This is a genomic window from Marinobacterium marisflavi (genome assembly GCF_982447095.1).
Map to the genome: position 1 here is coordinate 1,015,404 of NZ_OZ457898.1, position 24,023 is coordinate 1,039,426.

Consider the following 24,023-nt stretch of genomic DNA (forward strand, 5'->3'; position numbering starts at 1 on the left):
ACGGTTGTAGCTTGTACCAATCGATACAGACAAAGACTTTTTCGCTGATCTGACCTAACAAGGGTCAGACAGACAAGATCCAGATTTAGCTAGAAAGCAAACGCAAAACTAGCAACCAGTTTTGCCTGGCAACAATAGAGCCGTGGAACCACCTGATCCCATCTCGAACTCAGTAGTGAAACGCGTCATCGCCGATGGTAGTGTGGGGTTTCCCCATGTGAGAGTAGGTCATTGCCAGGCACCTAACAAAACAAAAGCCCCCATCAGCTACGCTGGTGGGGGTTTTTGCTTTGTGGCGTCCGTAAACGGACGCTACACGACAAGTTCAAGGTGAAGTCACACTGAATATCTACCTCAGCGTACGCTGGGTAGCACTTCGGAGAGGGCAGCCTTGCAGGCTGCAGAGTAGGGCGTCGCCTTTCGCGCATCCATGCGCTCGGCGACATAAAACCATCCTGGTTTTAATTGCCGATCGCTGCGCGATCCCTTATCCCGATACTCCTCGTCTTCAGAAGTTACGCTCCGAGCTATAAAACCCAACCGGTAGGTGTCCTGAGACTCTTGATTTACAGGGATGTAAATCACGAAGCGATACAGGGATGTTTTAAGCGGGTCTTAGGACATCTGCCGGTTGGGTTACCACCTATTTGGTGTCCCACTAGCGGTCTCAACGATGCAATTTATTGGGCGACTTAAGCCAGAGATCGGTGTCGCTCACTAAAGTGAGTTCCTACACTGAGCCCCTACAGAAGTGTTACTCAATAGGTGCTCACCCCTAGGTCGCTTTGGTTTATACTTGCGCCTCACGATCTGGATTGGAGTTCAACCGGTGTTTACTGAAGGTGATATTCGTAGGCTTACTTGGCAGTCTCGTCGCGGTATGTGGGAACTAGATCTGCTGTTTGTTCCGTTTATGGAGAACGCTTTTAGGGATCTTCCGCTGGAGGATCAGGAGCGGTTTGTGCGACTGTTGGACTGTGAAGATCAAGAGCTCTTTATGTGGTTTATGCAGCGGGAGGAGCCAACAGATCCAGATCAAGCGCGAATCGTTAAGTTAGTGTTGGACTATATCCGCAGTACTAAGAAGTAAAAAGGGGGCGCTAAGCCCCAAGATTATAGGGGCTAGCGTGCACAACTGTCCCCTAATCGGCGTCACTCAATTTCAGGTGGAGTTACGCTAACTTTAAAAGCGGCGTAGTAAGCTGCGAGGTTTTTAATCTGAGCTTTTTTGAGCCCCTGCGCAATTAAACTCATTCGCCTGTCTTGTCTCATACCTTTCTGATAATCAACAAGCTGTTTCTCGATGTACAGTGCGGATTGGCCTGCTAGGCTCGGTGCCTCTGGGTCTTTCGACAACCCATCTTTACCGTGACATGCGGAACACTGCACTGATAACGCCTTACCTTCAGCAATATCAGCAGCTGTCGCAGGGAGCGCCAGTACTAAAAAAATCGGAACTAAAAGTAGCCGACTAAACATCATTCACTCCTTTTGATGGAAGGACCGGCCCCGTTGCGGGGCCGGTTTAAGGCGCAATTAGCCTTCGTAGCTAATACGGTAGATTGCACCCGCATAGTCATCAGACACGAGGATTGATCCATCCTTCATCTGAATCACATCGACTGGGCGTCCGTCATACTCGCCGTTATCGTTGAGCCATCCTTCTGCAAACGGCACCATTGTTGCGTTGCCGTCAGCATCGATTGATGTGAACATTACGCGTGCACCACAGGGGTCGGTACGGTTCCATGAGCCGTGCTGTGCTGAAAAAATTCCGTTCTTGTATTCGCCTGGGAACTGTTTGCCAGAGTAGAACGACATACCCAGGTCAGCACAGTGAGCATCAGTTGCAACTGCTGGCATCACTACATCCACGGGTACTTCCTGACCAGCATACTCATTAGTGCGGATGTCACCGCCGCCGTACCACGGATGGCCAAAGTGTTGGCCTGCAGCGGTCTGACGGTTCAACTCGCCCGGTGGAATCATATCACCCATGCCATCAACTTGGTTGTCTGTCCACCAGAGTTCACCGGTAACAGGGTGGAAATCATGCCCCACGGAGTTACGCACGCCGTAGGTGTAGACTTCACGATTCGAACCATCGCGATCCATACGGACAATGCCGCCGATACCGGTTTCGGTGTAAAGATCTAGTTTCTCTGGCGGAGCGACGTTGTAAGGCTGACCCAAAGAGATGTAGAGCTTGTTGTCTGGACCAATTTTCACGACGCGAGCAGTGTGGTTGTAACTCTCTTCACTTTCTGGGATCAGGTTACCTTTCGCAACCACGTCAACGGCCACGACATCAGGTCCTTCGTAGAAGAACTCAGCTGCTGGGAAAACACGCACTTGGTTGGTTTCTGCGATGTATAGGAAACCATCCTTACTGAATGTCAGACCATTAGGTACATTGAACTCCAGTGAGGGGGCAAAGTCTTTTACCTCATCGGCTACGCCATTACGATCGCGATCAGAGACGACCCAAACCTTGTCTTTACGTGTGCCGACAAACAGCACCGTTCCCTGAGGTGCCATAGCCATGTGGCGCGCGTCGGGAACAACAGCGTATAGTTCGATTTTGAATCCCTCAGGCAATTTGATGTTCTGCAGAATTCCACGCAGGTTTTCCGCCTTCTCACCATTTTGATCGATGAAAGTATGGTCGCCCATACCTTTACCTGACTTGTTGAATACACCTACATCTGCCATTGCCATTCCTGAAAGGAGGCTTGTAGCAATGCATGCTGCGAGCAGTTTCTTCTTCATGTTGGTTACCTCAATTATTTTTTTTCTCTTGGGTCGGTGGGTTTAGGCACCATGAAAGCTTCTTTGCTGAGATCAGTCACCGCGATCGAATGGGGTCTCGCAGCTAACTCAACCTATTACTCTTTGCCGTGTAGATGCTTAGCGGGTTCATCTTTGTGAACCTTTTCCATATAGCAGAACGTAAACTTCTACCCTTCTCGGCTTTACCAAATTAAATTCGATAATCTTAGAAGGGAAATAACAGCCCTGAAGAATAACTATAAGAAAACGTGATAAAGGTACCCTGATGTTGCGACTTCGAGGAGTTGACCTAAACCTGCTGGTCGTTTTTCAGCAACTTTACTTGCATAGAAACACCAGTACAGTTGCTGAAAAGCTTGGCATTACTCAACCCGCCGTGAGTAACTGTCTCGCTCGCCTACGCAAACAGCTCAATGATGAGCTCTTCGAAAGAACGCCTCAAGGAATGTCCCCCACCCCTTACGCAGATATGATTTCTGAGGCAATTGGCTATGGCCTTTCGACATTGGAGGCTGGTCTGGGTGTGGTCGATAATTTTGATCCTAAAGTCAGCGATCGAACTTTCCGGTTGGCTATGTCCGAGATGACAGAGACTGACGTCCTACCACTCCTTTATCAATATCTAAAAACAGCGGCCCCCAACGTGTGTATTCAGTCCGTTGGCGAACGCGGAGCGGAGCTCAAAACAGAGTTAGAGGAGGGCGATGTCGATCTCGCGATCGGCTTCTTCCCACAGCTACAAGCCGGCTTTTATCAGAGAGGATTGGTCGAAGAGCCATACGTATGCCTGCTTCGTGAGGGGCATCCAATGCTGTCGGGAGACAACACCGTCGAGCGTTTGGCCGAATACGACCATCTGATTGTCGATGCCAGAGAGTCAGGCCACTCTCACGTTGAGCAGAGTTTGCGCGCAGCTGGCATCGGCCACACGCGGGAAGTGCATATACCAAACTTTCTGAGCGCGCCTTTTATCGTGAAAGACTCTGATCTGGTTGTTACCTTGCCGCAGCGTTTTGCTCATGTAGTGGCGGCTCCCTTTGGGCTACATGTACTTGAGCACCCCGTGAATATCGAACCGAGCTGGGTTAGGCTGTTTTGGCATAAACGTTTCCACCGTGATCAAGGGTTGATCTGGTTGAGGCAGTGTCTGGTTGACCTGCGGAGTTCATCAGCCGCTTCGCAGGCCGTCGAACAGGCTATACTAAGAGTTAGTTCAGTAGCCTAATCCTTAAATTATGCGACCCGCCTCCGGGAGATCAGTTGTTTTCGCCACTCAAAATAGAGCTCAAACCCTCGAAGCGCTGGTATACCTTTGTTATTAGCGCCCACCTCGTCGCTCTTTTGAGTCTGCTTTTCCTGACGCCGCTAGAACCCTTCGTTCGGTCGCTGCTAGCGATTTCATTGTTGTTGAGCGGTTACAGTTTCTTCCGTTTTCCGATTAACCAGGGCGTTTCAGCCTTTATCTGGAATGCGGATCAGAGACTGTTTGCAACTCAGAGTGTTGAGGGGAACCAGACTCAGCATGAGATGCCAAAATCCCTGCTGGTTTTCCCGTTTTTAGTGTGCCTTAAACTGAGGGCGAGCGCGCCGATCGCTAGCCAGTGGCTGATTCTACTGCCGGATATGATGAGCAAAGATGAGTGGCGCAGGTTGCAAGTCCTGTCGCGTTGGAGCGAGCTAGACGCCTAGCCGGTCAGGCGCACTATCTGCGGCTGGGCGATTAATCTCGAGCCTAGTCGATCGACCAGTGATAATTGTCTGGGACGAGCACTGTGTCGTATAGATCGGGCTCGGGTTCAGGGTAGTCTAGGGTGTAGTGCAAACCGCGACTCTCGGTACGCTTCATCGCGCAGCGAATTATCAACTCTGAAACCAGCGACAGGTTGCGAAGTTCGATCAGATACTTACTGACACGGTAGTTTTTGTAGTAGTCCTGAATCTCACGTTGCAGCAAATCCACACGGTGTTGAGCACGCTCAAGACGCTTGTTTGTTCGCACGATGCCGACGTAGTCCCACATAAATCGACGCAGCTCATCCCAGTTATGTGAGATAACGACGTCCTCATCTGAGTCGACCACTTTAGACTCATCCCAAGGTGGGACTTCTAGCTCTTCGTATGTTGTTTCCTCGAGCTCTTGTGCAATCGATTTTGCTGCAGTGCTACCGTAAACGACACACTCTAAAAGTGAGTTGGAAGCGAGGCGGTTGGCACCGTGAAGCCCTGTAAACGCTGTCTCACCAATCGCATAGAGGCCTTTGAGATCAGTACGGCCGGCAGTGTCGGTGATCACGCCACCACAGGTGTAGTGTGCGGCAGGTACAACTGGAATTGGCTCTTTGGTGATATCAATTCCCAACTCGAGGCAGCGCTCATAGATGGTTGGGAAGTGCTCTTTCACGAACTCGGCCGGCTTATGTGAGATATCGAGATACATACACTCGCTACCGAGACGTTTCATCTCGAAGTCGATTGAGCGTGCGACGATATCGCGCGGTGCGAGCTCTGCGCGTTCATCAAAATCTGGCATAAAGCGAGTGCCGTCGGGGCGCAGTAGCACTCCGCCTTCACCGCGCACGGCCTCGGTGATAAGTAGCGATTTAGCTTTGGGATGGTAGAGGCAGGTCGGGTGGAACTGATTGAACTCCATATTGGCAATGCGGCAACCGGCGCGCCACGCCATCGCGATTCCGTCACCCGACGCACCACCATCCGAGTTAGTGGTATATAGGTAAGCTTTCGAAGCACCGCCCGTCGCCAAAACGACGCGTTGCGCGAGGAAGGGCTCTACACTGCTGTCGGTTTGATTCAGTACATAAGCACCGATACAGGCGTTGCCGCCTAAATTGAGCTTGCGGCGTGTTATTAGATCGACGCCGATATGGTGCTCGAATAACTCGATATTGGCCGCTGCTTGAGCGCGTTCCATGAGCGTCGTCTGAATTGCCCGACCCGTTGCATCAGCAGCATGCACTATACGTCGATGGGAGTGGCCGCCTTCGCGTGTGAGGTGATAGTCGTCGCCGGAACGGGTAAAGGGTACACCTTGGTCAATTAGCCAGCGGATACTGTCTGGACCGTGTTTGACTGTCTGGTCGACACTATCGCGGTGACTGAGGTTGGCACCGGCAATGTAAGTGTCTTGGGCATGGGCCTCAGTTGTATCACTCTTTTCGAAAACACCGGCGATACCACCTTGCGCCCACCAGGTCGCGCCATGCTCGAGACGTCCTTTACTAAGGACGGCAACGCGCAGATTCGAGGGGAGGTTAAGTGCCAGCGTAAGCCCCGCTGCACCGCTACCAAGAATCAAGACATCGAACTGTTTAGCCATGGACCCTTTAGCCTTAGAAAATACTGGGCTGAATTCTTGAAGGGCTATTATGCCGAGTCTTTTGCGACTTTAGTAATGCTAGTGAAAGAAAATTTATAGATCAGGGGAACTTTTATCAAAAATAGCGCTCTGAGTAGGTGTAGCGCATTGATTCCGCTTGAATTCTTAGCTGTCTACGCCACATACTTTCAGAAAACCGAGTGTAAATATCTCGGGAAAAAGGAAGTCTGTGTCGAATAACAGCCAGAAAGCAACGGATCAAATCTTAGTTGAGCGCGTACAAGCGGGGGACAAGGGTGCCTTTGATCTGCTTGTGAAACGCTATCAGCATAAGGTTATTGGCTTGATTGGTCGTTATGTGCAGGATCAAGCTGAAGCGCTTGATGTTGCTCAAGAGACCTTTATCAAAGCGTACAAGGCGCTCGATAGCTTTAGAGGTGAAAGCGCGTTCTACACCTGGCTTTACCGAATCGCTACGAATACAGCGAAGAATTATTTGGTAACCCGCAGTAGACGCCCGCCCGGCACGGATGTGGATATAGACGATGTTCTCCAGGCAGAGTCTGAATCTGAACTCAGAGAGATAGAAACTCCTGAGAACAATCTGTACCGGGATGAGCTGTTCAGTGTCATGGCCTCGACACTGGAAGCTCTACCCGAAGAGCTGCGAGTTGCATTGACGCTCAGAGAGCTTGAAGGGATGAGCTACGAAGAGATTGCTGAGGTGATGGATTGTCCCATCGGCACAGTTCGCTCACGCATCTTTAGGGCGCGTGATGCGATAGATAAAGAGTTAAAACCCCTGCTTACGGATTGATTCCCCAGATTGGGGAGTTGGTCGAAGCAACTGAGGATAGAACATGTCTTACTCAGACAAACCGGAAAACTTGTCGAAGTTAGAGAGCCTTTCGGCACTGATGGATGGCGAGAGCAATGAGCTTGAGCTGCGTCGAACGCTTAGAACAGCCTCCGAAGAGGGTGAGTTATCCGAAACCTGGCGCCGTTACCATTTGGCACAGAGCCTAATGAAGGGTCAGGGTGTTGAATCTACGATCGATATTAGCGTCGGCGTGATGGCTGCGATTGAGAGCGAAGAACAGACAGCGGCTGAGCTGGAGCTCGCCAAACCTCAGACTCATTGGTGGCAGGGTGCTGCAAGTGTGGCTGCGGCTGCCTCCGTAACGCTCGCAGTGCTCTTGGGTGTTCAGCAGTTCTCTGGGCAAAAAGATGTCACAGGTATGCAGCAGGCGGGTGTCATTGAACGTGCTGGTGCTACTTCAGCGCTGGTGCCGACCTCGCTCTCCGGCGTTACTGACAATACAAGCGGTGCAGAGGCGATAGAAGTGATTCGTTTGTCTGAAGATATGCGTCGCTCGATTTCTCAATACCAAACTACTTTAGCCTCATTGTCGCCCAGCTGGCAGCCTGATTGGTTGCCTGAGGGTTACACTGCAGCTGGAGTTCAGTTAGACGGTGCAACTACCACGCGTCTCTACAGCAAGTCAGGTGAGCTTCTGACCTTAGCCGTTGAACCGCTGACTGAACAGTCGCCTGCCCCAGGTAGTTACTCCCAAGCAGGGCTGACAGCGCTAGGTCGAGTAGTCGATCAGCACTTTGTATCGCTGGTAGGCCAGGTCTCTCTGGATGAGGCGGATCGTGTGATCAGCTCGCTGCAGTGGCTGACAACTGTCCACTAAACAGGGAAACTTCTCTAGTTAATGATTGAAGAGTCCGCTCAGGTTACTCGAGTTGCCGAAAACGGTATCTGGATTGAAGTGAACCGCAAAAGCGCCTGTGCCGCGTGCAGCGCGCAGGCGGGTTGCGGGCAGAAAAAACTGGTCGACTGGCTGCCGAGTAAGCAGGTTGAAGTCTTCGTCGATAACCCTCTAAACCTCATTCTCTCGCCCGGACAAGCCGTTACTGTTGGGCTGGAGGAGGGGGCGCTGTTGCGGGCCTCTATGCTCGTCTATCTCACTCCATTGATGGGATTGATTGCGGCAGTATTAATATTAAATCTTCTCAACTTTTCAGAAACCTTTCAGATCCTAGGGTCTATTCTAGGCCTCACAGTCGGGTTCATATTGACCCGTGTAGTGAGTGTTCGCAGAGTTGCTCTGGGCGATTTCACGCCGCAACTGCTTCGTACTCAATAGTTCAATTACTCGAGGAGTAGACGATGAAGATGATCAGATCCCTGATGCTGATTGTTGGTCTGGCGTTCAGTGCGCAAACTTGGGCGGTGGATCTGCCAGATTTTACCGGCTTGGTGAAATCCCTCTCACCTGCTGTAGTCAATATAAGCACAATTAACGAGGCGAAACCTCAAGAGCCACAGAACGAGCAGTTTCGCGGGCCCAACGGCGAAGAGATCCCAGAGATCTTTCGCGACTTTTTCCGCGGTTTTCAGGGGCCGGGTGGTGCACCACGTGTGAACCCTCAATCCCTCGGGTCCGGCTTCATTATCTCAGAGGATGGCTACGTGCTCACCAATCACCACGTGGTAGAAGGTGCTGACAAGGTGATGGTTCGGATGAATGACCGTCGCGAGATTGAAGCTGAGGTGATCGGTTCGGACAAGCGTTCGGACGTTGCCCTGCTTAAAATCGACGGCTCGGATCTTCCAACTGTTGAGATCGGAAGTTCAGATGCACTCGAGGTTGGTGAGTGGGTACTGGCAATCGGCAGCCCCTTCGGCTTCGATGCGACAGTTACCGCGGGTATTGTCAGCGCAAAAGAGCGCTCGTTGGCAGGTGACTCCTACGTGCCATTCATCCAGACTGACGTAGCCATCAACCCGGGAAACTCGGGCGGTCCACTGTTTAACCTTGACGGTGAAGTGGTCGGAATCAACTCTCAGATCTATACACGTTCTGGTGGCTTTATGGGGCTCTCCTTCGCTATCCCTATGGATGTCGCGATGGAAGTTGCTGACCAGTTGCGCGACCAAGGGTATGTCGATCGTGGCTGGCTGGGCGTGATCATCCAAGAAGTGACACGGGATCTCGCCGAATCTTTTGGTCTGGATAAGCCATCCGGTGCGCTGGTTGCGCAGGTCCTGCCAGACAGCCCTGCAGAAGCGGCAGGCTTACAAGAGGGTGACGTGATTATCGGCTTCAACGGCCGTGAGATAGGCCTCTCATCTGAGCTACCGGCGCAAGTGGGACGAGTAGCGCCAGGTAAGTCGGCGGCAGTCGATGTCTATCGCGACGGTAAAACGCTCACAATTGATGTGGAGATTGGTCTTCTGCCTTCACAAGAGGAGTTGGCGCAAAGCCGCATTGCACCTGATGAGCCACGTAAATCAGTTAGCCTAGGTCTCAATGTGCGAGATCTGACCGATGAGGACAAAGAGCGTCTGGAAGTTAGCTCGGGTGTGCTGGTTGAGGGGGTGTCTGCGGGTCCTGCCGCTCAAGCTGGCGTGGCTGTGGGGGATATCCTCACCACACTCGGTGGCAAGACCGTAGATTCCGTGTCAACGTTGCGAGAGCTTGTTGATGATCTTTCGGGTGATCGTCCTGTTCCACTGCGGATCGTGCGCGGCGGTAGTCCGGTCTATCTGGCGCTACGTATTGAGTAACCCAATACTAATGGGTTGCGAGAAGGGGAGCACTGCTCCCCTTTTTCGTTTTGCAGTTCAAGGCATTTCCTATCTATGTGGCGCGAATTCAAGTAAAATTCGGCGCTAATTTTTGGGTCAAATGCCCGTGTTAACAGTATTTTTGGGTAAGAATTATAGTGAGTACGCTCGATCACATTCGTAACTTCAGCATTATCGCGCATATCGACCATGGTAAGTCGACCTTGGCTGACCGTATTATCCAGATCTGTGGTGGTTTGAGTGACCGCGAGATGGCGGCACAGGTGCTTGATTCGATGGATATCGAGCGCGAGCGTGGTATTACAATCAAAGCACAGAGCGTGACGCTTAACTACAACTCGAAGAACGGCAAGACCTACCAGCTTAATTTCATTGATACCCCCGGTCACGTTGACTTCTCATACGAAGTATCCCGTTCGCTCTATGCTTGCGAAGGCGCGTTGCTGGTGGTTGATGCCGCGCAGGGTGTAGAGGCTCAGTCGGTGGCTAACTGCTACACAGCAATCGAGCAAGGACTTGAAGTTCTCCCTGTTCTTAACAAGATGGATCTGCCACAGGCGCAGCCGGAAGTGGTGCGTCAGGAGGTTGAAGAGGTTATTGGTATCGATGCATCGGGTGCTATTCCCTGTTCTGCCAAGACTGGCATGGGTGTAGAGGATGTACTTGAAGCTCTAATCGAAGTTATTCCGCCGCCTCAGGGCGATTACGACGCGCCGCTACAAGCGCTGATTATCGACTCTTGGTTTGATAACTATCTGGGCGTCGTCTCACTGGTGCGTATTGTGCAGGGTACCCTGAAGCGCAAAGATAAGATCATGGTGAAGTCGAGCGGTGTTAACTACCAGGCTGAGATGGTCGGTATCTTTACGCCGAAACAGACGACCACTGATATTCTGCGCGCGGGTGAGGTTGGCTTTGTGGTTGCGGGTATCAAAGACATTCACGGTGCGCCTGTCGGTGATACGCTGACGCACGCGAAGACGCCTGATGTCCCATCTTTGCCTGGTTTCCAGAAAGTTCAGCCTCAGGTGTATGCGGGCCTGTTCCCAACCAGCTCTGATGACTACGAAGATTTCCGCGAAGCGTTGGATAAGCTGACATTGAACGATGCTTCTCTGTTTTTTGAGCCAGAAACTTCGGATGCACTGGGTTTCGGTTTCCGTTGCGGCTTCCTTGGCATGCTGCACATGGAGATTATTCAGGAGCGACTCGAGCGTGAGTATGATCTAGATCTGATCACCACAGCACCCACCGTTGTCTATGAGATTGAGATGAACAACGGCGATGTGATCTATATCGATAGCCCGTCAAAGCTGCCTGATCCGGGCGGTATCCGCGAGATGCGAGAGCCGATCGTGCAGGCCAATATACTGGTGCCGCAGGAGTACTTGGGGCAGGTGATCGGGCTCTGTGTTGAGAAGCGCGGTACGCAGAAGAACATGTCGTTTGTTGGTAACCAGGTGCAGCTTACATACGAATTGCCAATGGCCGAAGTCGTGCTCGACTTCTTCGATCGCCTCAAGTCATGCTCGCGCGGTTATGCATCGCTAGAGTATAACTTTGTCCGCTTCGAGGCAGCCAAACTGGTGCGTATGGATATCCTGATCAATGGCGAGAAGGTCGATGCACTGGCTGTGATTCTGCACCGCGATAATGCGATGTACAAAGGGCGCCAGCTCTGTGAAAAGATGAAAGACCTGATACCGCGTCAGATGTTTGATGTGGCGATCCAGGCAGCCCTCGGTGGTAAGATCATTGCTCGTACTACGGTAAAAGCTCTCCGTAAAAACGTACTTGCGAAGTGTTACGGCGGTGACGTCAGCCGTAAGAAGAAGCTGTTAGCGAAGCAGAAAGAGGGTAAAAAACGAATGAAGCAGGTTGGGCGTGTGGAGATTCCACAGGATGCTTTCCTTGCAGTGCTGAAGGTGGATGATTAAACCGTCATGAATTTAGATTTTGCGCTGATTCTAGTTGTAGTAACCCTGGGTAGCGGTGTTATCTGGTTGATTGATAAGATCTGGCTTACGCCTAAACGTATCAAAACGGCTGAGGCAGCTCCAACCGAAGAGGCGAAGGCTAAGCTGCTTCAGCAGAACGCTATTGTTGAGACCAGTAGCTCGATCTTTCCTGTCTTGGCTGCCGTGTTGATACTGCGCTCGTTTTTGTACGAACCGTTTCAGATCCCATCCGGCTCAATGTTGCCAACATTGAAAGTGGGTGACTTTATTTTGGTTAATAAATACCACTACGGTTTGCGCACGCCGGTTGGAAATATCACTTTCGTTGAGAACAACTCTCCTGTGCGCGGAGACGTAGTAGTATTTAAATATCCAAAAAATCCAAGTATTTACTATATTAAACGTGTCGTCGGTCTTCCGGGCGATGAGATTGTGTACAAGGACAAGGTAATCTACGTTAACGGCGAGCCGCAGGCTCAGGAGTTGATAGCGCAGTTGCCACCTGCCCAGCCTGAGCGTTTGCTTGTAAGCGAGACGCTCGGCGAGTTTGAACATGAGATCTATCAGGACATCAACGCTCGCAATATGCAGGGTGGTTGGATTGTTCCAGAAGGCCAGTACTTTGTAATGGGCGACAACCGAGATAATAGTAATGACAGTCGTTACTGGGGAGCGGTTCCTGATGAACTGCTTGTCGGCAAAGCGGTGAGTGTATGGATGCACTGGGCGAATTGGACCAGCATCCCAGACTTTACAGCGATGCGAGGAATTCAGTAGCGCCCGTCCTAGGAGCACACATGCACTCAATGGATCGTCAGCGCGGTATTTCATTCCTCAATCTACTGATCGTACTTATGGTCGGCGGTATCTTTTTCGCAGTTGGGTTTAAGCTGTTTACCCCTTACGCGGATCATGAGACCTTTAAGTCGATATTGACGTCAATTACCGAAGATCGTGAAGAGATGAAGAAAGATCTCAGCACGATTAAGCGCAATATCCAGCGCCGCTTTACGATCAATCAGGTGCGGCTGCCAAAATACGCGCCAGATGGTGAGACACCCTCACTTGTGATCAAACAGAAAGAGAGTGAAGTGTTCTTTACGCTCGATTATGAAATTCGCGTGCCGATGTTTTATAACGTCGATGCCGTGGTGAAATTTAAAGAAGAATACGTAGCAACCAAACCTTGATTCGACCTGTAACCGATTTAGTCCGCACACTTGGCCACAACTACGCTGATGAGTCCCTACTTGAACTCGCTCTGACTCACCGTAGTTGTGGTAAACGCAACAACGAACGCCTCGAATTTCTGGGCGATTCAATCCTCAACTTTGTGATCGCTGAAGCGCTTTTCAATAAGTTTCCTAAAGCTCGAGAGGGCGAGATGAGCCGCCTGCGCGCGCGTTTGGTAAAGGGTGAGACGCTGGCAGAGATTGCCCGCGAGCTAGGTTTGGGGGATTTTCTGCGTTTGGGATCTGGTGAGTTGAAGTCTGGCGGCTTTCGCCGCGACTCGATTCTTGCGGATGCAGTTGAAGCGATTATCGGTTCTATTCACCTAGATGCCGGCCCGGTCGCCTCTAAAAATTTTGTTTTGAAACTCTATGCTAGCCGTCTTGATGCTCTTGATCTGGAAGAGACGTTGAAGGATTCGAAAACGCGTCTGCAGGAGCATCTACAGTCTCGTCGGCAGCCTCTGCCTGCCTATGAACTTGAACGCGTTGAAGGCGAGGCGCATGATCAGACCTTCTATATTAGTTGTCAGGTTGCTCTATTGAGCGAGCCAACACAGGGAATAGGCAGCAGCCGTCGTCAGGCGGAGCAGGAGTCAGCGCGAGCGGCATTGGTTGCGCTTGGTCTGACTAAACAGGGAGGTGCGAAGTAGTGGAAGCTAGTAACAGCCGTTGCGGCTATGTGGCGCTGGTTGGGCGTCCTAACGTTGGAAAGAGCACGCTACTGAACCGTATTCTAGGTCAGAAGCTCAGTATCACCTCACGTAAACCTCAGACCACGCGTCACCAGATTCTCGGGATTAAAACCGACGATGAGCTGCAGGTGATTTATGTGGACACGCCGGGGCTGCATAACGACTCTAAAGGCAACGCACTTAATCGCTACATGAATAAAGCGGCCAGCGAAGCGCTGCGTCACGTAGATCTTGTGGTGTTCCTAGTTGATCGAACCGCTTGGACTGATGAGGATGAGATCGTGCTCGAGAAGCTCAAGCACGCTCGCTGTCCTGTGGTTCTCGCTGTAAACAAGGTCGATCTGCTCAAGGATAAAGAGTCACTGCTGCCGTGGATTGAGCAGCTCAACGCCAAGCGCAGTTTTGATGAGATCGTTCCCATCTCTGCTGAGAAGGGCCACAACGTTGATAAGCTTGAGGCGGTGGTTGCCGAGCATATGCCTAAGGGTATGCACTTCTACCCTGACGATCAGATTACTGACCGCAGCTCGCGCTTTGTGGCTGCGGAGTTGGTGCGCGAGAAACTGATGCGTAATCTCGGTGATGAGGTGCCATACGGTACAACCGTCGAGATTGAGGAGTTCTCTCAGGATGAGCGCGGTCTGTTGACTATCAGCGCGTTGATTCTAGTAGAGCGTGACGGCCAGAAGCGTATTGTCATTGGTGATAAAGGCGACCGGATTAAGCAGATCGGTCGCGACTCACGTCTTGATATGGAGCGCATGTTCGACGCTAAAGTGATGCTTAACCTCTGGGTTAAAGTGAAGCGCGGTTGGGCCGATAACGAGCGCGCCCTCGCCAGTCTAGGCTACAAACACGACTAGCTATGCATCAGCATGACCAGCAGCACGCCGCCTTTGTGTTGCACTCGCGGCCTTACCGCGAGACTAGTTTGCTGGTCGACCTGTTTGTGGCTGAAGTGGGGAGGGTCTCTGTGGTTGCCCGTGGCGGGCGGCGCCCTGGCTCATCTTTGCGCCAAGCCCTGCAACCCTTCAATCAACTCTCAATTCGATTCAAAGGTCGAGACGAACTGAAGACCTTACTGGGTGCTGAGACAACTGAGCACCTACCAGCCCTGCAGGGGCGATCACTTCTCTGTGGCCTCTATGCCAATGAGCTAGTTCAGCGTTTGCTACAGCCACTCGAGCCGATGCCGCGTCTTTTTCTCTTCTACCGTTATCTGCTGAATGAGCTTATCAGCGGCGAGGATCTGGAGGGAGCACTGCGCACCTTTGAGCACCAACTGCTGAAAGAGCTGGGCCTTTGGGATGATCTGAATCAGCTGACAGAACCCTATTACCGATACACAGAGCAACAAGGCTGGGTGGCAGCCAGTGATCCGAGTCCGGGTTGCTACGCGCAGAGCTGGCTTCGTGAAATTGAAGCGGACCGGTATACTGACGCGAGCGTGCGCAAGGCGGCTAAGCATCTGATGCGTACAAAATTGAACCAACTATTGGGGGACAAACCCCTGCGTTCGCGAGCACTGTTTGAGCGCCGCGACAAAGCAAATCGCACTCTATCAACAGGAGCATCGAGTGAACCATCCTAATCGTCTGCTACTTGGCGTAAACATCGATCATGTGGCGACCCTTCGTCAGGCACGTGGTACGCGTTACCCCGATCCTGTACTTGCAGCCGGCCTAGCCGAGCACGCGGGTGCTGACGGCATTACCGTTCACCTTCGTGAAGATCGTCGCCACATTCAAGACCGTGATATCCGAGTGCTGGCTGATACCCTGCAGACGCGTATGAATTTTGAGATGGCAGTCACTGACGAGATGATCAGTTTCGCTGAGCAGATCAAACCGGCACACGCGTGTTTGGTGCCGGAGAAACGCGAAGAGCTAACTACTGAGGGTGGCCTAGATGTAGCGGGCAACCTAGCAAAAGTTACTGCGGCCTGTGAACGTCTGGCTAAGGCGGGTGTAGAGGTCTCTCTGTTTATCGATCCCGATCCGGTACAGATCGACGCTGCGATAGCCTGTGGCGCACCGGTGATCGAACTGCATACAGGCGCCTATGCCGATACCGAGGGCGCCGAGCAGCAAGCGGAGTTAGAGCGTATTCGATTAGCCTCTGAATACGCCTTCAGCAAAGGCTTGATTGTCAACGCCGGCCATGGTCTGCACTACCACAACGTTGAACCGGTAGCTGAGATTCCACAGCTGCATGAGCTCAATATCGGCCACGGTATCATTGCGCGCGCTATCTTTGTTGGATTGGATCAAGCGATTCGCGAGATGTCTGAGCTGATGCATCGTGCAAGTGGCCGAGTTGAAGCAGAGCGGCTGCGAATTCGCGCATGATTGTAGGTATAGGCACCGACATTGTTGCGATCGCACGGATAGCGACGGCGTTAGAGCGAACCCCCGGTTTGGCAAAACGCATTTTGACGCCGGCTGAGTTGGAGCAGTTTAACGCTTCATCTCAGCCCGAGCGCTTTTTGGCAAAACGCTTCGCGGCCAAAGAGGCGGGAGTGAAAGCACTTGGTACCGGTATCGGCAATGGCGTAGGCTGGCAGCATCTCGAGGTGAGTCACAACGAACTGGGGCGGCCACTGCTCGATGTTTCGTCTACCGCAGCAGAGCGCGCAAAAGAGCTTGGGATAACCCATTGGCATTTAAGTTACAGCGATGAAACGGACTATGTCGTTGCGCAGGTCATCGCTGAAGGGTGCTAGAGATTCAGAGCCCTGTCAGTGTTATGATGTAAAAATTCTAACAAACTAAATTCTTATTACTTTAGCGATCTTCTATGACTCCGAACTATCCAACTATCGCTGACTGTGTCGGCGAAACCCCCCTGGTTCGCCTGCAACGCATTCAAGCCCCGAACGGCAATACTGTGCTGTTAAAGCTCGAAGGAAATAACCCAGCAGGATCGGTTAAGGACCGTCCCGCCCTGAGCATGATTCAGTTAGCAGAAGAGCGTGGTGAGATTAAGCCGGGTGATGTCTTGATCGAAGCGACCTCGGGCAACACAGGAATCGCTTTAGCCATGGCCTCTGCGATCATGGGTTACAAGCTTAAGCTCATCATGCCGAACAACATGAGTACTGAACGCAAGGCAGCTATGACGGCCTATGGTGCTGAGTTGATTGAGGTGACTAAGGAAGAGGGTATGGAGGGCGCGCGTGACCTGGCTCAGGCGATGCAGGCCCGTGGCGAAGGTAAGGTACTCGATCAATTTGCCAACCCGGACAACCCGGTTGCTCACTACAAAGGCACGGGTCCAGAAATCTGGCGACAGACACAGGGCACAGTGACACACTTCGTCAGTTCAATGGGCACTACCGGCACCATCATGGGGACCTCGCGTTACCTGAAAGAGGTTAACCCAGAGATTCAGATTGTCGGTCTGCAGCCCTGCGAGGGCTCTGCTATTCCGGGTATTCGCCGCTGGCCAGAGGCCTATCTGCCTAGCATTTTTGAGCGCCCACGTGTTGATCTGGTCTTAGACGTAGATCAGTCCGACGCTGAAGTAATGATGCGTCGTTTGGCGCGTGAAGAGGGAATATTCTGCGGTGTTTCATCGGGTGGTTCAGTGGCTGGTGCGCTGCGCGTTGCCGAAGAGGTAGAGAACGCAGTTATCGTATGTATCATCTGTGACCGCGGCGACCGCTACCTGTCGACAGGCGTTTTTAATAGTTGAGCCTTTAAAGATCAGCTTTTAACAGATAAATAGTGCCTGTCACATTTGCCGCCAAACGCGTTCACTTCTAAACTGATGGGCATTGTTTGTTTAACCCCGGTTTTTAGGGGGAGTGCCCTCGGGGCATGAGGTTACACAGTTTATGGTTAAGGTCCGAGAGGAACAGCCAGTCAGGCAGGATGGCTCTGTCGATCTAGAGCTCTGGCTGGAGCGTCTTCAGACTCAAATAGAGATCAAAGATCCGGCACGTTTCCTCAACGCTTGTCAGATTGTACAAGCTGCCGTCGAAGAGACGGATGAAGAGTATGATGACTGGGCGTCCGAGCAAGGTGCATTGCAGATCGGCATGGAGATGGTGCAGATTCTGGCTGACCTGCAGCAGGAGGAAGATGCACTCATCGCTGCTGTTCTGTATCGTGCAGTGCGCGAGCGCAAACTCTCGCTAGAGCGAGTAAAGAGCCGCTTCGGTAATAAAGTTGCCCACCTTATAGAAGGTGTGCTGCAGATGGCAGCTATCGCCAGTCGTAAGAATCCTCGCGATGAGAACCCGGTTCTGGGTAACACCACTCAGACTGACAACGTGCGCAAAATGTTGGTCGCGATGATCGACGACGTGCGGGTTGCACTGATCAAACTGGCTGAGCGCACTTGCGCTATTCGAGCCGTAAAAAACGCCGACCGCCGCAAACGTTACCTCGTAGCCCGTGAAGTCTTTGATATCTATGCACCCCTGGCGCACCGCTTGGGTATAGGGCATATCAAGTGGGAACTTGAGGATCTCAGCTTCCGCTACCTAAAGCCGAACGACTACAAACATATCGCTGAGTTGTTGTCCGAGAAACGACTCGATCGCCAGCAGTTCATTGATGATGTTGTCACGCTGTTGCGTGCGCGACTGCTAGATGCTGGGATCGATGGTGAGGTCGCAGGACGGGCGAAACATATCTACTCGATCTGGCGCAAAATGCAGCGCAAGAATATCGACTTCAGCCAAGTTTATGATGTGCGCGCTGTGCGTATTCTGGTGCCGGAAGTGCGTGACTGTTACACCGTGCTCGGTATCGTGCACGGATTGTGGCGCAATATTCCGCATGAGTTTGATGATTACATCGCTTCACCCAAGCCGAACGGTTATCGCTCGCTGCACACTGCTGTATTCGGGCCAGAAAGTAAGGCGCTCGAGATTCAAATCCGAACCTTCCAGATGCATGAAGAGGCAGAGCTTGGCGTCTGCGCACACCACCTCTACAAGGGAACGGATGTGGCGGGTCGACAGGATGGTTATGAAGAGAAGATCTCGTGGCTACGGCAGGTACTCGAGTGGCATGATGACCTGGGCGAAACTGAGTCCCTCGGCGATATGTTGCGTACCGATGTCGCGCAAGATCGTGTCTACGTATTTACTCCCGATGGCCACGTTATCGATCTGCCTGCTGGCGCGACACCGGTCGATTTTGCGTATCGGGTTCATACCGAGATAGGGCATAGATGCCGTGGCGCAAGAATCTCAGGGCGTATCGTTCCGCTTAACCGCAAACTGCAGACGGGTGATCAGGTTGAGGTGATGACCTCGAGCGAAGAGCGCCCAAGTCGCGACTGGCTTAATGCTAACCTCGGCTTTGTGTATACCTCTCGCGCGCGAGCTAAGGTGGCTCATTGGTTTAAGACCCAGGCTCGTGATCAGAATGTTGAAGCGGGCAAAGATATGATTGTGCGGGAGTTCAAGCGCTTGGCGCTGAACGCCACGCATATGGATCTGGAACAGATCGCGACTTACCTCAAGTTCTCGAGCGAAGAGGATCTCTGCGCAGCGGTTGGCGCGGGTGATCTGCGCCTGTCGCAAGTGATCAATGCGGCACAGCGCCGAGAGGAGGAGGCCGAGCGCGATTCGCAGTTGGATCTCGATATTCCAACTCAGCGTCGTCCCAAGCCTAAATCGACCAGTTCGGGCGTCAGCATCCTCGGGGTTGGTAACCTAATGACCCAGTTCGCTAGTTGCTGTAAACCGGTGCCGGGTGACCCGATCGCCGGGTTCATTACTCAGGGGCGGGGTGTTTCGATCCATCATGCTGAGTGTGCGGAGCTTGAGCGCCTGCGCGAGCGAGAAGCAAACCGTATTCTGAGTGTCGATTGGGATGATGGGGCCGAGATTACTTATCCAGTCGACATCGTCATTGAGGCGTTCGACCGCTCGGGTCTGCTGCGGGATGTGATGGTGATTCTAGCCAACGAGAGGGTCAACGTTCTGGGTGCAAACACTCTCACTGATAAGCAGAGTAACCAGGCGCATCTGGAGCTGACGCTTGAGATCGGCAGACTCGACAAGCTCGGTAAGGTGATGGATAAGATTAACCAAATTCCTAACGTCAACGACGTACACCGTAAGCGCACCAGCGTACACTGATTTGAGAGCCGATTTGAGAGCCGATGCCTAGATATACCCTCGAAGATCTGACTTACCTGATGTCTCGCTTGCGCGACCCAGAGGGTGGTTGCCCTTGGGACCTGCAGCAGACTTTTGCCAGCATTGTGCCCCACACCTTGGAGGAGGCTTATGAAGTGGCTGATACCATTGAGCGTGAGGATTGGGTGCATCTGCGGGATGAGCTCGGGGATCTTCTATTTCAAGTGATCTTCTATTCCCAGCTCGCCAAAGAGGAGTCGCTGTTTGACCTCGAAATGGTTATTGATCAGTTGGTCACCAAGTTGGTGCGTCGGCACCCACATGTGTTTATCGATGGCCAACTAAGGGGAGCTCGCGCTTCGGCTGAGGTCGAGACGGATGCTGTTAACCAACAGTGGGAGGCTATTAAAGCCCAAGAGCGCGAGCAGAAGTCTCGTGCAGGCGTGCTCGACGAGATACCGCTGTCACTACCTGCGCTCAGCCGCGCTGCCAAACTACAGAAGCGTGCCGCCGGCGTTGGCTTTGACTGGCAGGAAGCGAGTGACGTTCTCGATAAGATCGAGGAGGAGATTACTGAGCTACGAGAAGCGATGGCTGCCGGCGATGAAGCGGCAGTTGCTGCCGAGATGGGTGATCTACTCTTTGCTCAGGTTAATCTGGCGCGCAAATTAGGCGTCAACTCTGAGCAAGCTGTGCGCGCCACCAATGCCAAATTTGAGCGCCGTTTCCGCTATATTGAAGAGAAGCTGAACGCGTCTTCGCGAGATTGGAGCCAGTTCTCTCTCGACGAACTCGATCATTGGTGGGACGAAGCCAAAAAGCTCGAGAGATAAACCGCTCGAGTCCTAAACCTCTGTTCTCACCCTCAACTTGAGTGGAGTCCTCTATGAGTAGCCTACACGAAGATCTACGTGATGATGTCCGTCGCCTCGGTGATAGCCTGGGGCGCACCATTTCGGCTGACCTTGGCCCTGAAATGGTTACAGCGATTGAGCGTATCCGCCAATATGCCAAGGAGGGGCGCGCTAGCGGTGCGAGCGATGCTCTGCAAGCTGAACTTAGCGCGCTGGATGACGAAGATCTACTGCCCGTCGCGCGGGCTTTTACCCAGTTTCTCAACCTCGCTAATATTGCTGAAGAGCATCACCGTATTCGCCGCCAAAAACAGAAGATCCAGGCAGATGAGGATGAGACCTTCCGAGTATTCTCGATGCTGCGCGATGCGGGTCATTCAAATGCAGAGATCGCTGCTGCACTGAGTCAGATGAAGATCGACCTAGTGCTGACCGCCCATCCGACTGAGGTGAACCGTCGCACTCTGATTAACAAGTTCGATGGGGTGATGGATTGCCTCAAAGCGATGGATCACGGAGTTGAGGTAGGCTCGCGTTTGGATGAGCTGATCAGCCAGATCTGGCACACCAATGAGATTCGCAAACAGCGACCCACACCGGTCGACGAAGCCAAGTGGGGCTTCACCGTGATCGAGAACTCACTCTGGCATGCAATCCCTAAATACCTCAAGCAGTTGGATGCGCAGATGCGACACTCCTTGGGTAGTGGACTGCCTTTGGATGCCTCACCTGTGCGCTTCTCCTCGTGGATGGGTGGCGACCGGGACGGCAATCCGAATGTGACCGCTAAGGTGACGCGTGAAGTGCTGCTGCTGGCGCGCTGGCAGGCAGCAGATCTCTACTATCAGGATGTTGATCAACTGCGCTCAGAGCTGTCGATGAGTCGTGCCAGCGCAGAGCTGCAGTCGGTTGTTGGTTCTAATGTTTCCGAGCCTTACCGCGCGCTGCTGGGTGATCTGCGTGCGCGTCTGGCGCATACGCGCGATGGCATTCAAGCCTGTCTTGAGGGTAGGCCCTGTGACCCATCGAGCTGGATCCGCACAGCCGATGAGATACTCGAGCCGCTGCAGCTATGCCACCGCTCATTGTGTGACTCTGGATTGGAGCTGATCGCTGGCGGTCGCCTCGAGGATCTGTTGCGCCGTGTCGCTTGCTTCGGCGCTACGTTGGTACGCTTAGATATTCGCCAGAACTCTGAAGTGCATGCTGGTGTTATCGCTGAGATCTGCGACCATTACGGCATGGGCAATTATCTGGAGTGGACAGAAGCGCAGAAGCAGCGTTTTCTGCTGGATGAACTCGCGTCTAAACGTCCCCTGTTTCCGCGAGACTGGCAGCCCAGCAGTATGACCCAGGAGGCGCTTGATACCTTTGCTGTGGTCGCGGGGACCTCGCCAGAGGCCTTGGGTTCCTACGTCATATCGATGGCGGGTCAGCCCTCTGATGTGCTCAGCGTGATTCTCTGCCTGCGAGAGCAGGGGATGAAGTACAACATTGCGATCTCACCGCTATTTGAGACCTTGGCTGATCTAGATAACGCCAAGCCCTGTATTGAACGGCTGCTCTCAATACCCTGGTATCGAGAGTACATTGACGGCCATCAAGAGGTGATGATCGGCTATTCGGACTCCGCTAAAGATGCTGGTCAGTTGGCTGCGGCCTGGGGGCAGTATCGTGCTCAGGCGGATCTGACCGCGCTGTGTGAGGCTGAGGGTGTGCATCTAACGCTGTTTCATGGCCGTGGTGGTACGGTGGGGCGTGGTGGCGGCCCAAGCCATACCGCGATCCTGTCTCAACCGCCGGGTTCGGTAGCGGGCAGTATGCGTGTCACAGAGCAGGGCGAGATGATTCGCTTCAAGTTCGGGGTGCCGGAGTTAGCGATGCGCAATCTCGCGCTCTATACCCATGCTGTAGTGCAAGCGACGCTCGAACCGTTCGGCAAGCCAGAGCCGCAGTGGGCTGAATGCATGGATCGGATGGCAGCAACCGGATTGAAAGCTTATCGTGCAGTGGTGCGCGAAGATCCCTTGTTCGTTCCCTATTTCCGTGCTGCTACCCCCGAGCAGGAGTTAGCGAAGCTGCCACTGGGCTCGCGTCCCGCTAAACGCAAATTGGACGGCGGTGTGGAGAGTCTGCGAGCTATTCCGTGGATTTTTGCGTGGACGCAGATCCGCTTAATGCTGCCCGCTTGGCTCGGTTCGGATCAGGCTTTAGCTGAGGCGATCAACGAGGGTAAGCAGCCGCTGTTGAATACAATGTACCAGCAATGGCCCTTCTTTAGGTCTTATATCGACCTACTGGAGATGTTAATGGCGAAGACCGATGCCCAGATCGCTGCCTACTATGAAAAGCGTCTGGTCTCAGAGGAGTTAGGGGTTCTTGGCTCAAGCCTAAGGGAGCGCTTATTAACAATGAAACAGTTGGTGCTGGACCTAAAACAGCAGAAGCTGCTATTGGTTGACAGCCCCCTGATCAAACAGTCTATAGAGGTACGCAATCCCTACCTGGATCCTCTGCATTATCTGCAGGCTGAGCTCCTTTACCGAGATCGCAATCACCCCGAAGAGCGTTTAGAACAGGCCCTCATGGTGTGCATCGCGGGTATCTCTGCTGGCATGCGAAACACCGGATGATAGAAAAGATAGGGAAATAGACTTCGGTCTGATTGTCATTCATGTCCCGATCTTATAATGTCAGTCCAATTCGGATTTTAGTACCGCCCATCGGGCGGTAAATTTATTTTGAGGAGATACAGTTAATGCGCATTATTCTTCTGGGCGCTCCCGGTGCCGGTAAGGGTACTCAGGCTCAGTACATCACAGAGAAATACGGGATTCCGCAGATCTCTACTGGTGATATGCTTCGTGCAGCTGTTAAAGCAGGAACACCTCTGGGTATTGAAGCCAAGAAGGTTATGGACGCAGGTCAGCTTGTTTCTGATGACATCATTATCGGTCTGGTGAAAGAGCGTATTGCCGAAGCTGATTGTGCCAACGGCTTCCTGTTTGATGGTTTCCCACGCACCATTCCCCAGGCAGATGCCCTGAAGGACGCTGGTGTAGAGTTGGATGCGGTGGTTGAGATCGACGTGGCTGATGAAGAGATCATCAAGCGTATGTCGGGTCGCCGCGTGCACCCAGCGTCTGGCCGCACCTACCACATTGTCTTCAATCCGCCTAAAGAAGAGGGCAAGGATGATGTGACGGGTGAAGAGCTGGTTCAGCGTGCTGACGATGCAGAAGATACCGTACGTGAGCGTCTCAATGTTTACCATGATCAGACTAAACCGTTGATCAGCTACTACCGCGGTTGGTCTGAAGCCCAACCTGCCTCTGCTCCAAGCTACGTATACGTTCCCGGTGTTGGCTCGGTAGATGCTATTCGTGATGCTGTGTTTGCTGGTCTCGACAGCTAAGCACCGCATTCATTAAAATACAGGGCCGCCTCGAGCGGCCTTTTTTGTTTCTC

At 52.6% G+C, this 24,023-nt stretch carries 23 protein-coding genes and 1 rRNA gene; 21 read left to right on the top strand and 3 right to left on the bottom strand.

The window, feature by feature from the left end; genetic code table 11:
* Positions 1-124: 124 nt before the first annotated feature.
* Together rrf and AC1WNR_RS05005 are read left to right on the top strand one after the other, a co-directional pair.
* Positions 125-240 (top strand): 5S ribosomal RNA (rrf, locus tag AC1WNR_RS05000).
* Between the two features lie 589 nt (positions 241-829).
* Complete coding sequence (locus tag AC1WNR_RS05005; RefSeq protein WP_481643427.1) at positions 830-1,090, top strand: FAD assembly factor SdhE; 261 nt, start codon at positions 830-832, stop codon at positions 1,088-1,090.
* Positions 1,091-1,152: 62 nt separating this feature from the next.
* On the opposite strand, the gene AC1WNR_RS05010 is transcribed toward AC1WNR_RS05005, so the two are convergent.
* Positions 1,153-1,479: a c-type cytochrome gene (locus AC1WNR_RS05010; protein ID WP_481643428.1), complete on the bottom strand. Its 327-nt coding sequence runs from the start codon at positions 1,477-1,479 to the stop codon at positions 1,153-1,155.
* Between the two features lie 57 nt (positions 1,480-1,536).
* A complete protein-coding gene (locus AC1WNR_RS05015; RefSeq protein ID WP_481643429.1) occupies positions 1,537-2,712 on the bottom strand; it encodes a PQQ-dependent sugar dehydrogenase in 1,176 nt (391 codons plus the stop codon).
* Positions 2,713-3,055: 343 nt separating this feature from the next.
* Between AC1WNR_RS05015 and AC1WNR_RS05020 the strand changes: the two genes are divergently transcribed.
* Entirely contained in the window at positions 3,056-4,015 is a 960-nt protein-coding gene (locus tag AC1WNR_RS05020) for a LysR family transcriptional regulator (protein WP_481643430.1), read from the top strand.
* Between the two features lie 35 nt (positions 4,016-4,050).
* Positions 4,051-4,479 (top strand): protein YgfX, encoded by a 429-nt coding sequence (locus tag AC1WNR_RS05025; RefSeq protein WP_481643431.1) that lies wholly within the window; start codon positions 4,051-4,053, stop codon positions 4,477-4,479.
* A gap of 43 nt (positions 4,480-4,522) precedes the next feature.
* On the opposite strand, the gene nadB is transcribed toward AC1WNR_RS05025, so the two are convergent.
* Positions 4,523-6,124: an L-aspartate oxidase gene (gene nadB / locus AC1WNR_RS05030; RefSeq protein ID WP_481643432.1), complete on the bottom strand. Its 1,602-nt coding sequence runs from the start codon at positions 6,122-6,124 to the stop codon at positions 4,523-4,525.
* 229 nt (positions 6,125-6,353) lie between these two features.
* On the opposite strand from nadB, the gene rpoE reads away from it, so the two are divergent.
* From rpoE to adk, 17 genes are all read left to right on the top strand, one after another.
* Positions 6,354-6,941, top strand: coding sequence for an RNA polymerase sigma factor RpoE (rpoE, locus tag AC1WNR_RS05035; RefSeq protein WP_481643433.1), 588 nt, complete (start codon positions 6,354-6,356; stop codon positions 6,939-6,941).
* Between the two features lie 43 nt (positions 6,942-6,984).
* Positions 6,985-7,821 (top strand): RseA family anti-sigma factor, encoded by an 837-nt coding sequence (locus tag AC1WNR_RS05040; RefSeq protein WP_481643434.1) that lies wholly within the window; start codon positions 6,985-6,987, stop codon positions 7,819-7,821.
* A 21-nt stretch (positions 7,822-7,842) separates the two neighbouring features.
* Positions 7,843-8,277, top strand: coding sequence for a SoxR reducing system RseC family protein (locus AC1WNR_RS05045; protein WP_481643435.1), 435 nt, complete (start codon positions 7,843-7,845; stop codon positions 8,275-8,277).
* A 23-nt stretch (positions 8,278-8,300) separates the two neighbouring features.
* The gene (locus AC1WNR_RS05050; RefSeq protein WP_481643436.1) at positions 8,301-9,701 is read left to right on the top strand and encodes a DegQ family serine endoprotease; all 1,401 of its coding nucleotides are present in this window, start codon (positions 8,301-8,303) and stop codon (positions 9,699-9,701) included.
* Between the two features lie 158 nt (positions 9,702-9,859).
* Positions 9,860-11,659: a translation elongation factor 4 gene (lepA, locus tag AC1WNR_RS05055; protein WP_481643437.1), complete on the top strand. Its 1,800-nt coding sequence runs from the start codon at positions 9,860-9,862 to the stop codon at positions 11,657-11,659.
* A 6-nt stretch (positions 11,660-11,665) separates the two neighbouring features.
* Positions 11,666-12,457: a signal peptidase I gene (lepB, locus tag AC1WNR_RS05060; protein ID WP_481643438.1), complete on the top strand. Its 792-nt coding sequence runs from the start codon at positions 11,666-11,668 to the stop codon at positions 12,455-12,457.
* Positions 12,458-12,477: 20 nt separating this feature from the next.
* The gene (locus AC1WNR_RS05065) at positions 12,478-12,870 is read left to right on the top strand and encodes a DUF4845 domain-containing protein (RefSeq protein WP_481643439.1); all 393 of its coding nucleotides are present in this window, start codon (positions 12,478-12,480) and stop codon (positions 12,868-12,870) included.
* On the top strand, positions 12,867-13,562 hold the full coding sequence (gene rnc, locus AC1WNR_RS05070) for a ribonuclease III (RefSeq protein WP_481643440.1): 696 nt from the start codon (positions 12,867-12,869) through the stop codon (positions 13,560-13,562). Before AC1WNR_RS05065 ends, rnc begins: the two co-directional genes overlap by 4 nt.
* The gene (gene era / locus AC1WNR_RS05075) at positions 13,562-14,467 is read left to right on the top strand and encodes a GTPase Era (protein WP_481643441.1); all 906 of its coding nucleotides are present in this window, start codon (positions 13,562-13,564) and stop codon (positions 14,465-14,467) included. Before rnc ends, era begins: the two co-directional genes overlap by 1 nt.
* A gap of 2 nt (positions 14,468-14,469) precedes the next feature.
* A complete protein-coding gene (gene recO, locus AC1WNR_RS05080) occupies positions 14,470-15,195 on the top strand; it encodes a DNA repair protein RecO (protein ID WP_481643442.1) in 726 nt (241 codons plus the stop codon).
* Positions 15,182-15,952, top strand: coding sequence for a pyridoxine 5'-phosphate synthase (pdxJ, locus tag AC1WNR_RS05085; protein WP_481643443.1), 771 nt, complete (start codon positions 15,182-15,184; stop codon positions 15,950-15,952). Before recO ends, pdxJ begins: the two co-directional genes overlap by 14 nt.
* Positions 15,949-16,326: a holo-ACP synthase gene (gene acpS, locus AC1WNR_RS05090; protein ID WP_481643444.1), complete on the top strand. Its 378-nt coding sequence runs from the start codon at positions 15,949-15,951 to the stop codon at positions 16,324-16,326. Before pdxJ ends, acpS begins: the two co-directional genes overlap by 4 nt.
* A gap of 74 nt (positions 16,327-16,400) precedes the next feature.
* Positions 16,401-17,297: a cysteine synthase CysM gene (gene cysM / locus AC1WNR_RS05095; protein WP_481643445.1), complete on the top strand. Its 897-nt coding sequence runs from the start codon at positions 16,401-16,403 to the stop codon at positions 17,295-17,297.
* 142 nt (positions 17,298-17,439) lie between these two features.
* The gene (gene relA / locus AC1WNR_RS05100; RefSeq protein ID WP_481643446.1) at positions 17,440-19,701 is read left to right on the top strand and encodes a GTP diphosphokinase; all 2,262 of its coding nucleotides are present in this window, start codon (positions 17,440-17,442) and stop codon (positions 19,699-19,701) included.
* A 23-nt stretch (positions 19,702-19,724) separates the two neighbouring features.
* Entirely contained in the window at positions 19,725-20,534 is an 810-nt protein-coding gene (gene mazG, locus AC1WNR_RS05105; RefSeq protein WP_481643447.1) for a nucleoside triphosphate pyrophosphohydrolase, read from the top strand.
* Positions 20,535-20,587: 53 nt separating this feature from the next.
* Complete coding sequence (ppc, locus tag AC1WNR_RS05110) at positions 20,588-23,188, top strand: phosphoenolpyruvate carboxylase (protein WP_481643448.1); 2,601 nt, start codon at positions 20,588-20,590, stop codon at positions 23,186-23,188.
* Between the two features lie 125 nt (positions 23,189-23,313).
* Entirely contained in the window at positions 23,314-23,970 is a 657-nt protein-coding gene (gene adk, locus AC1WNR_RS05115) for an adenylate kinase (protein WP_481643449.1), read from the top strand.
* Positions 23,971-24,023 lie beyond the last annotated feature (53 nt).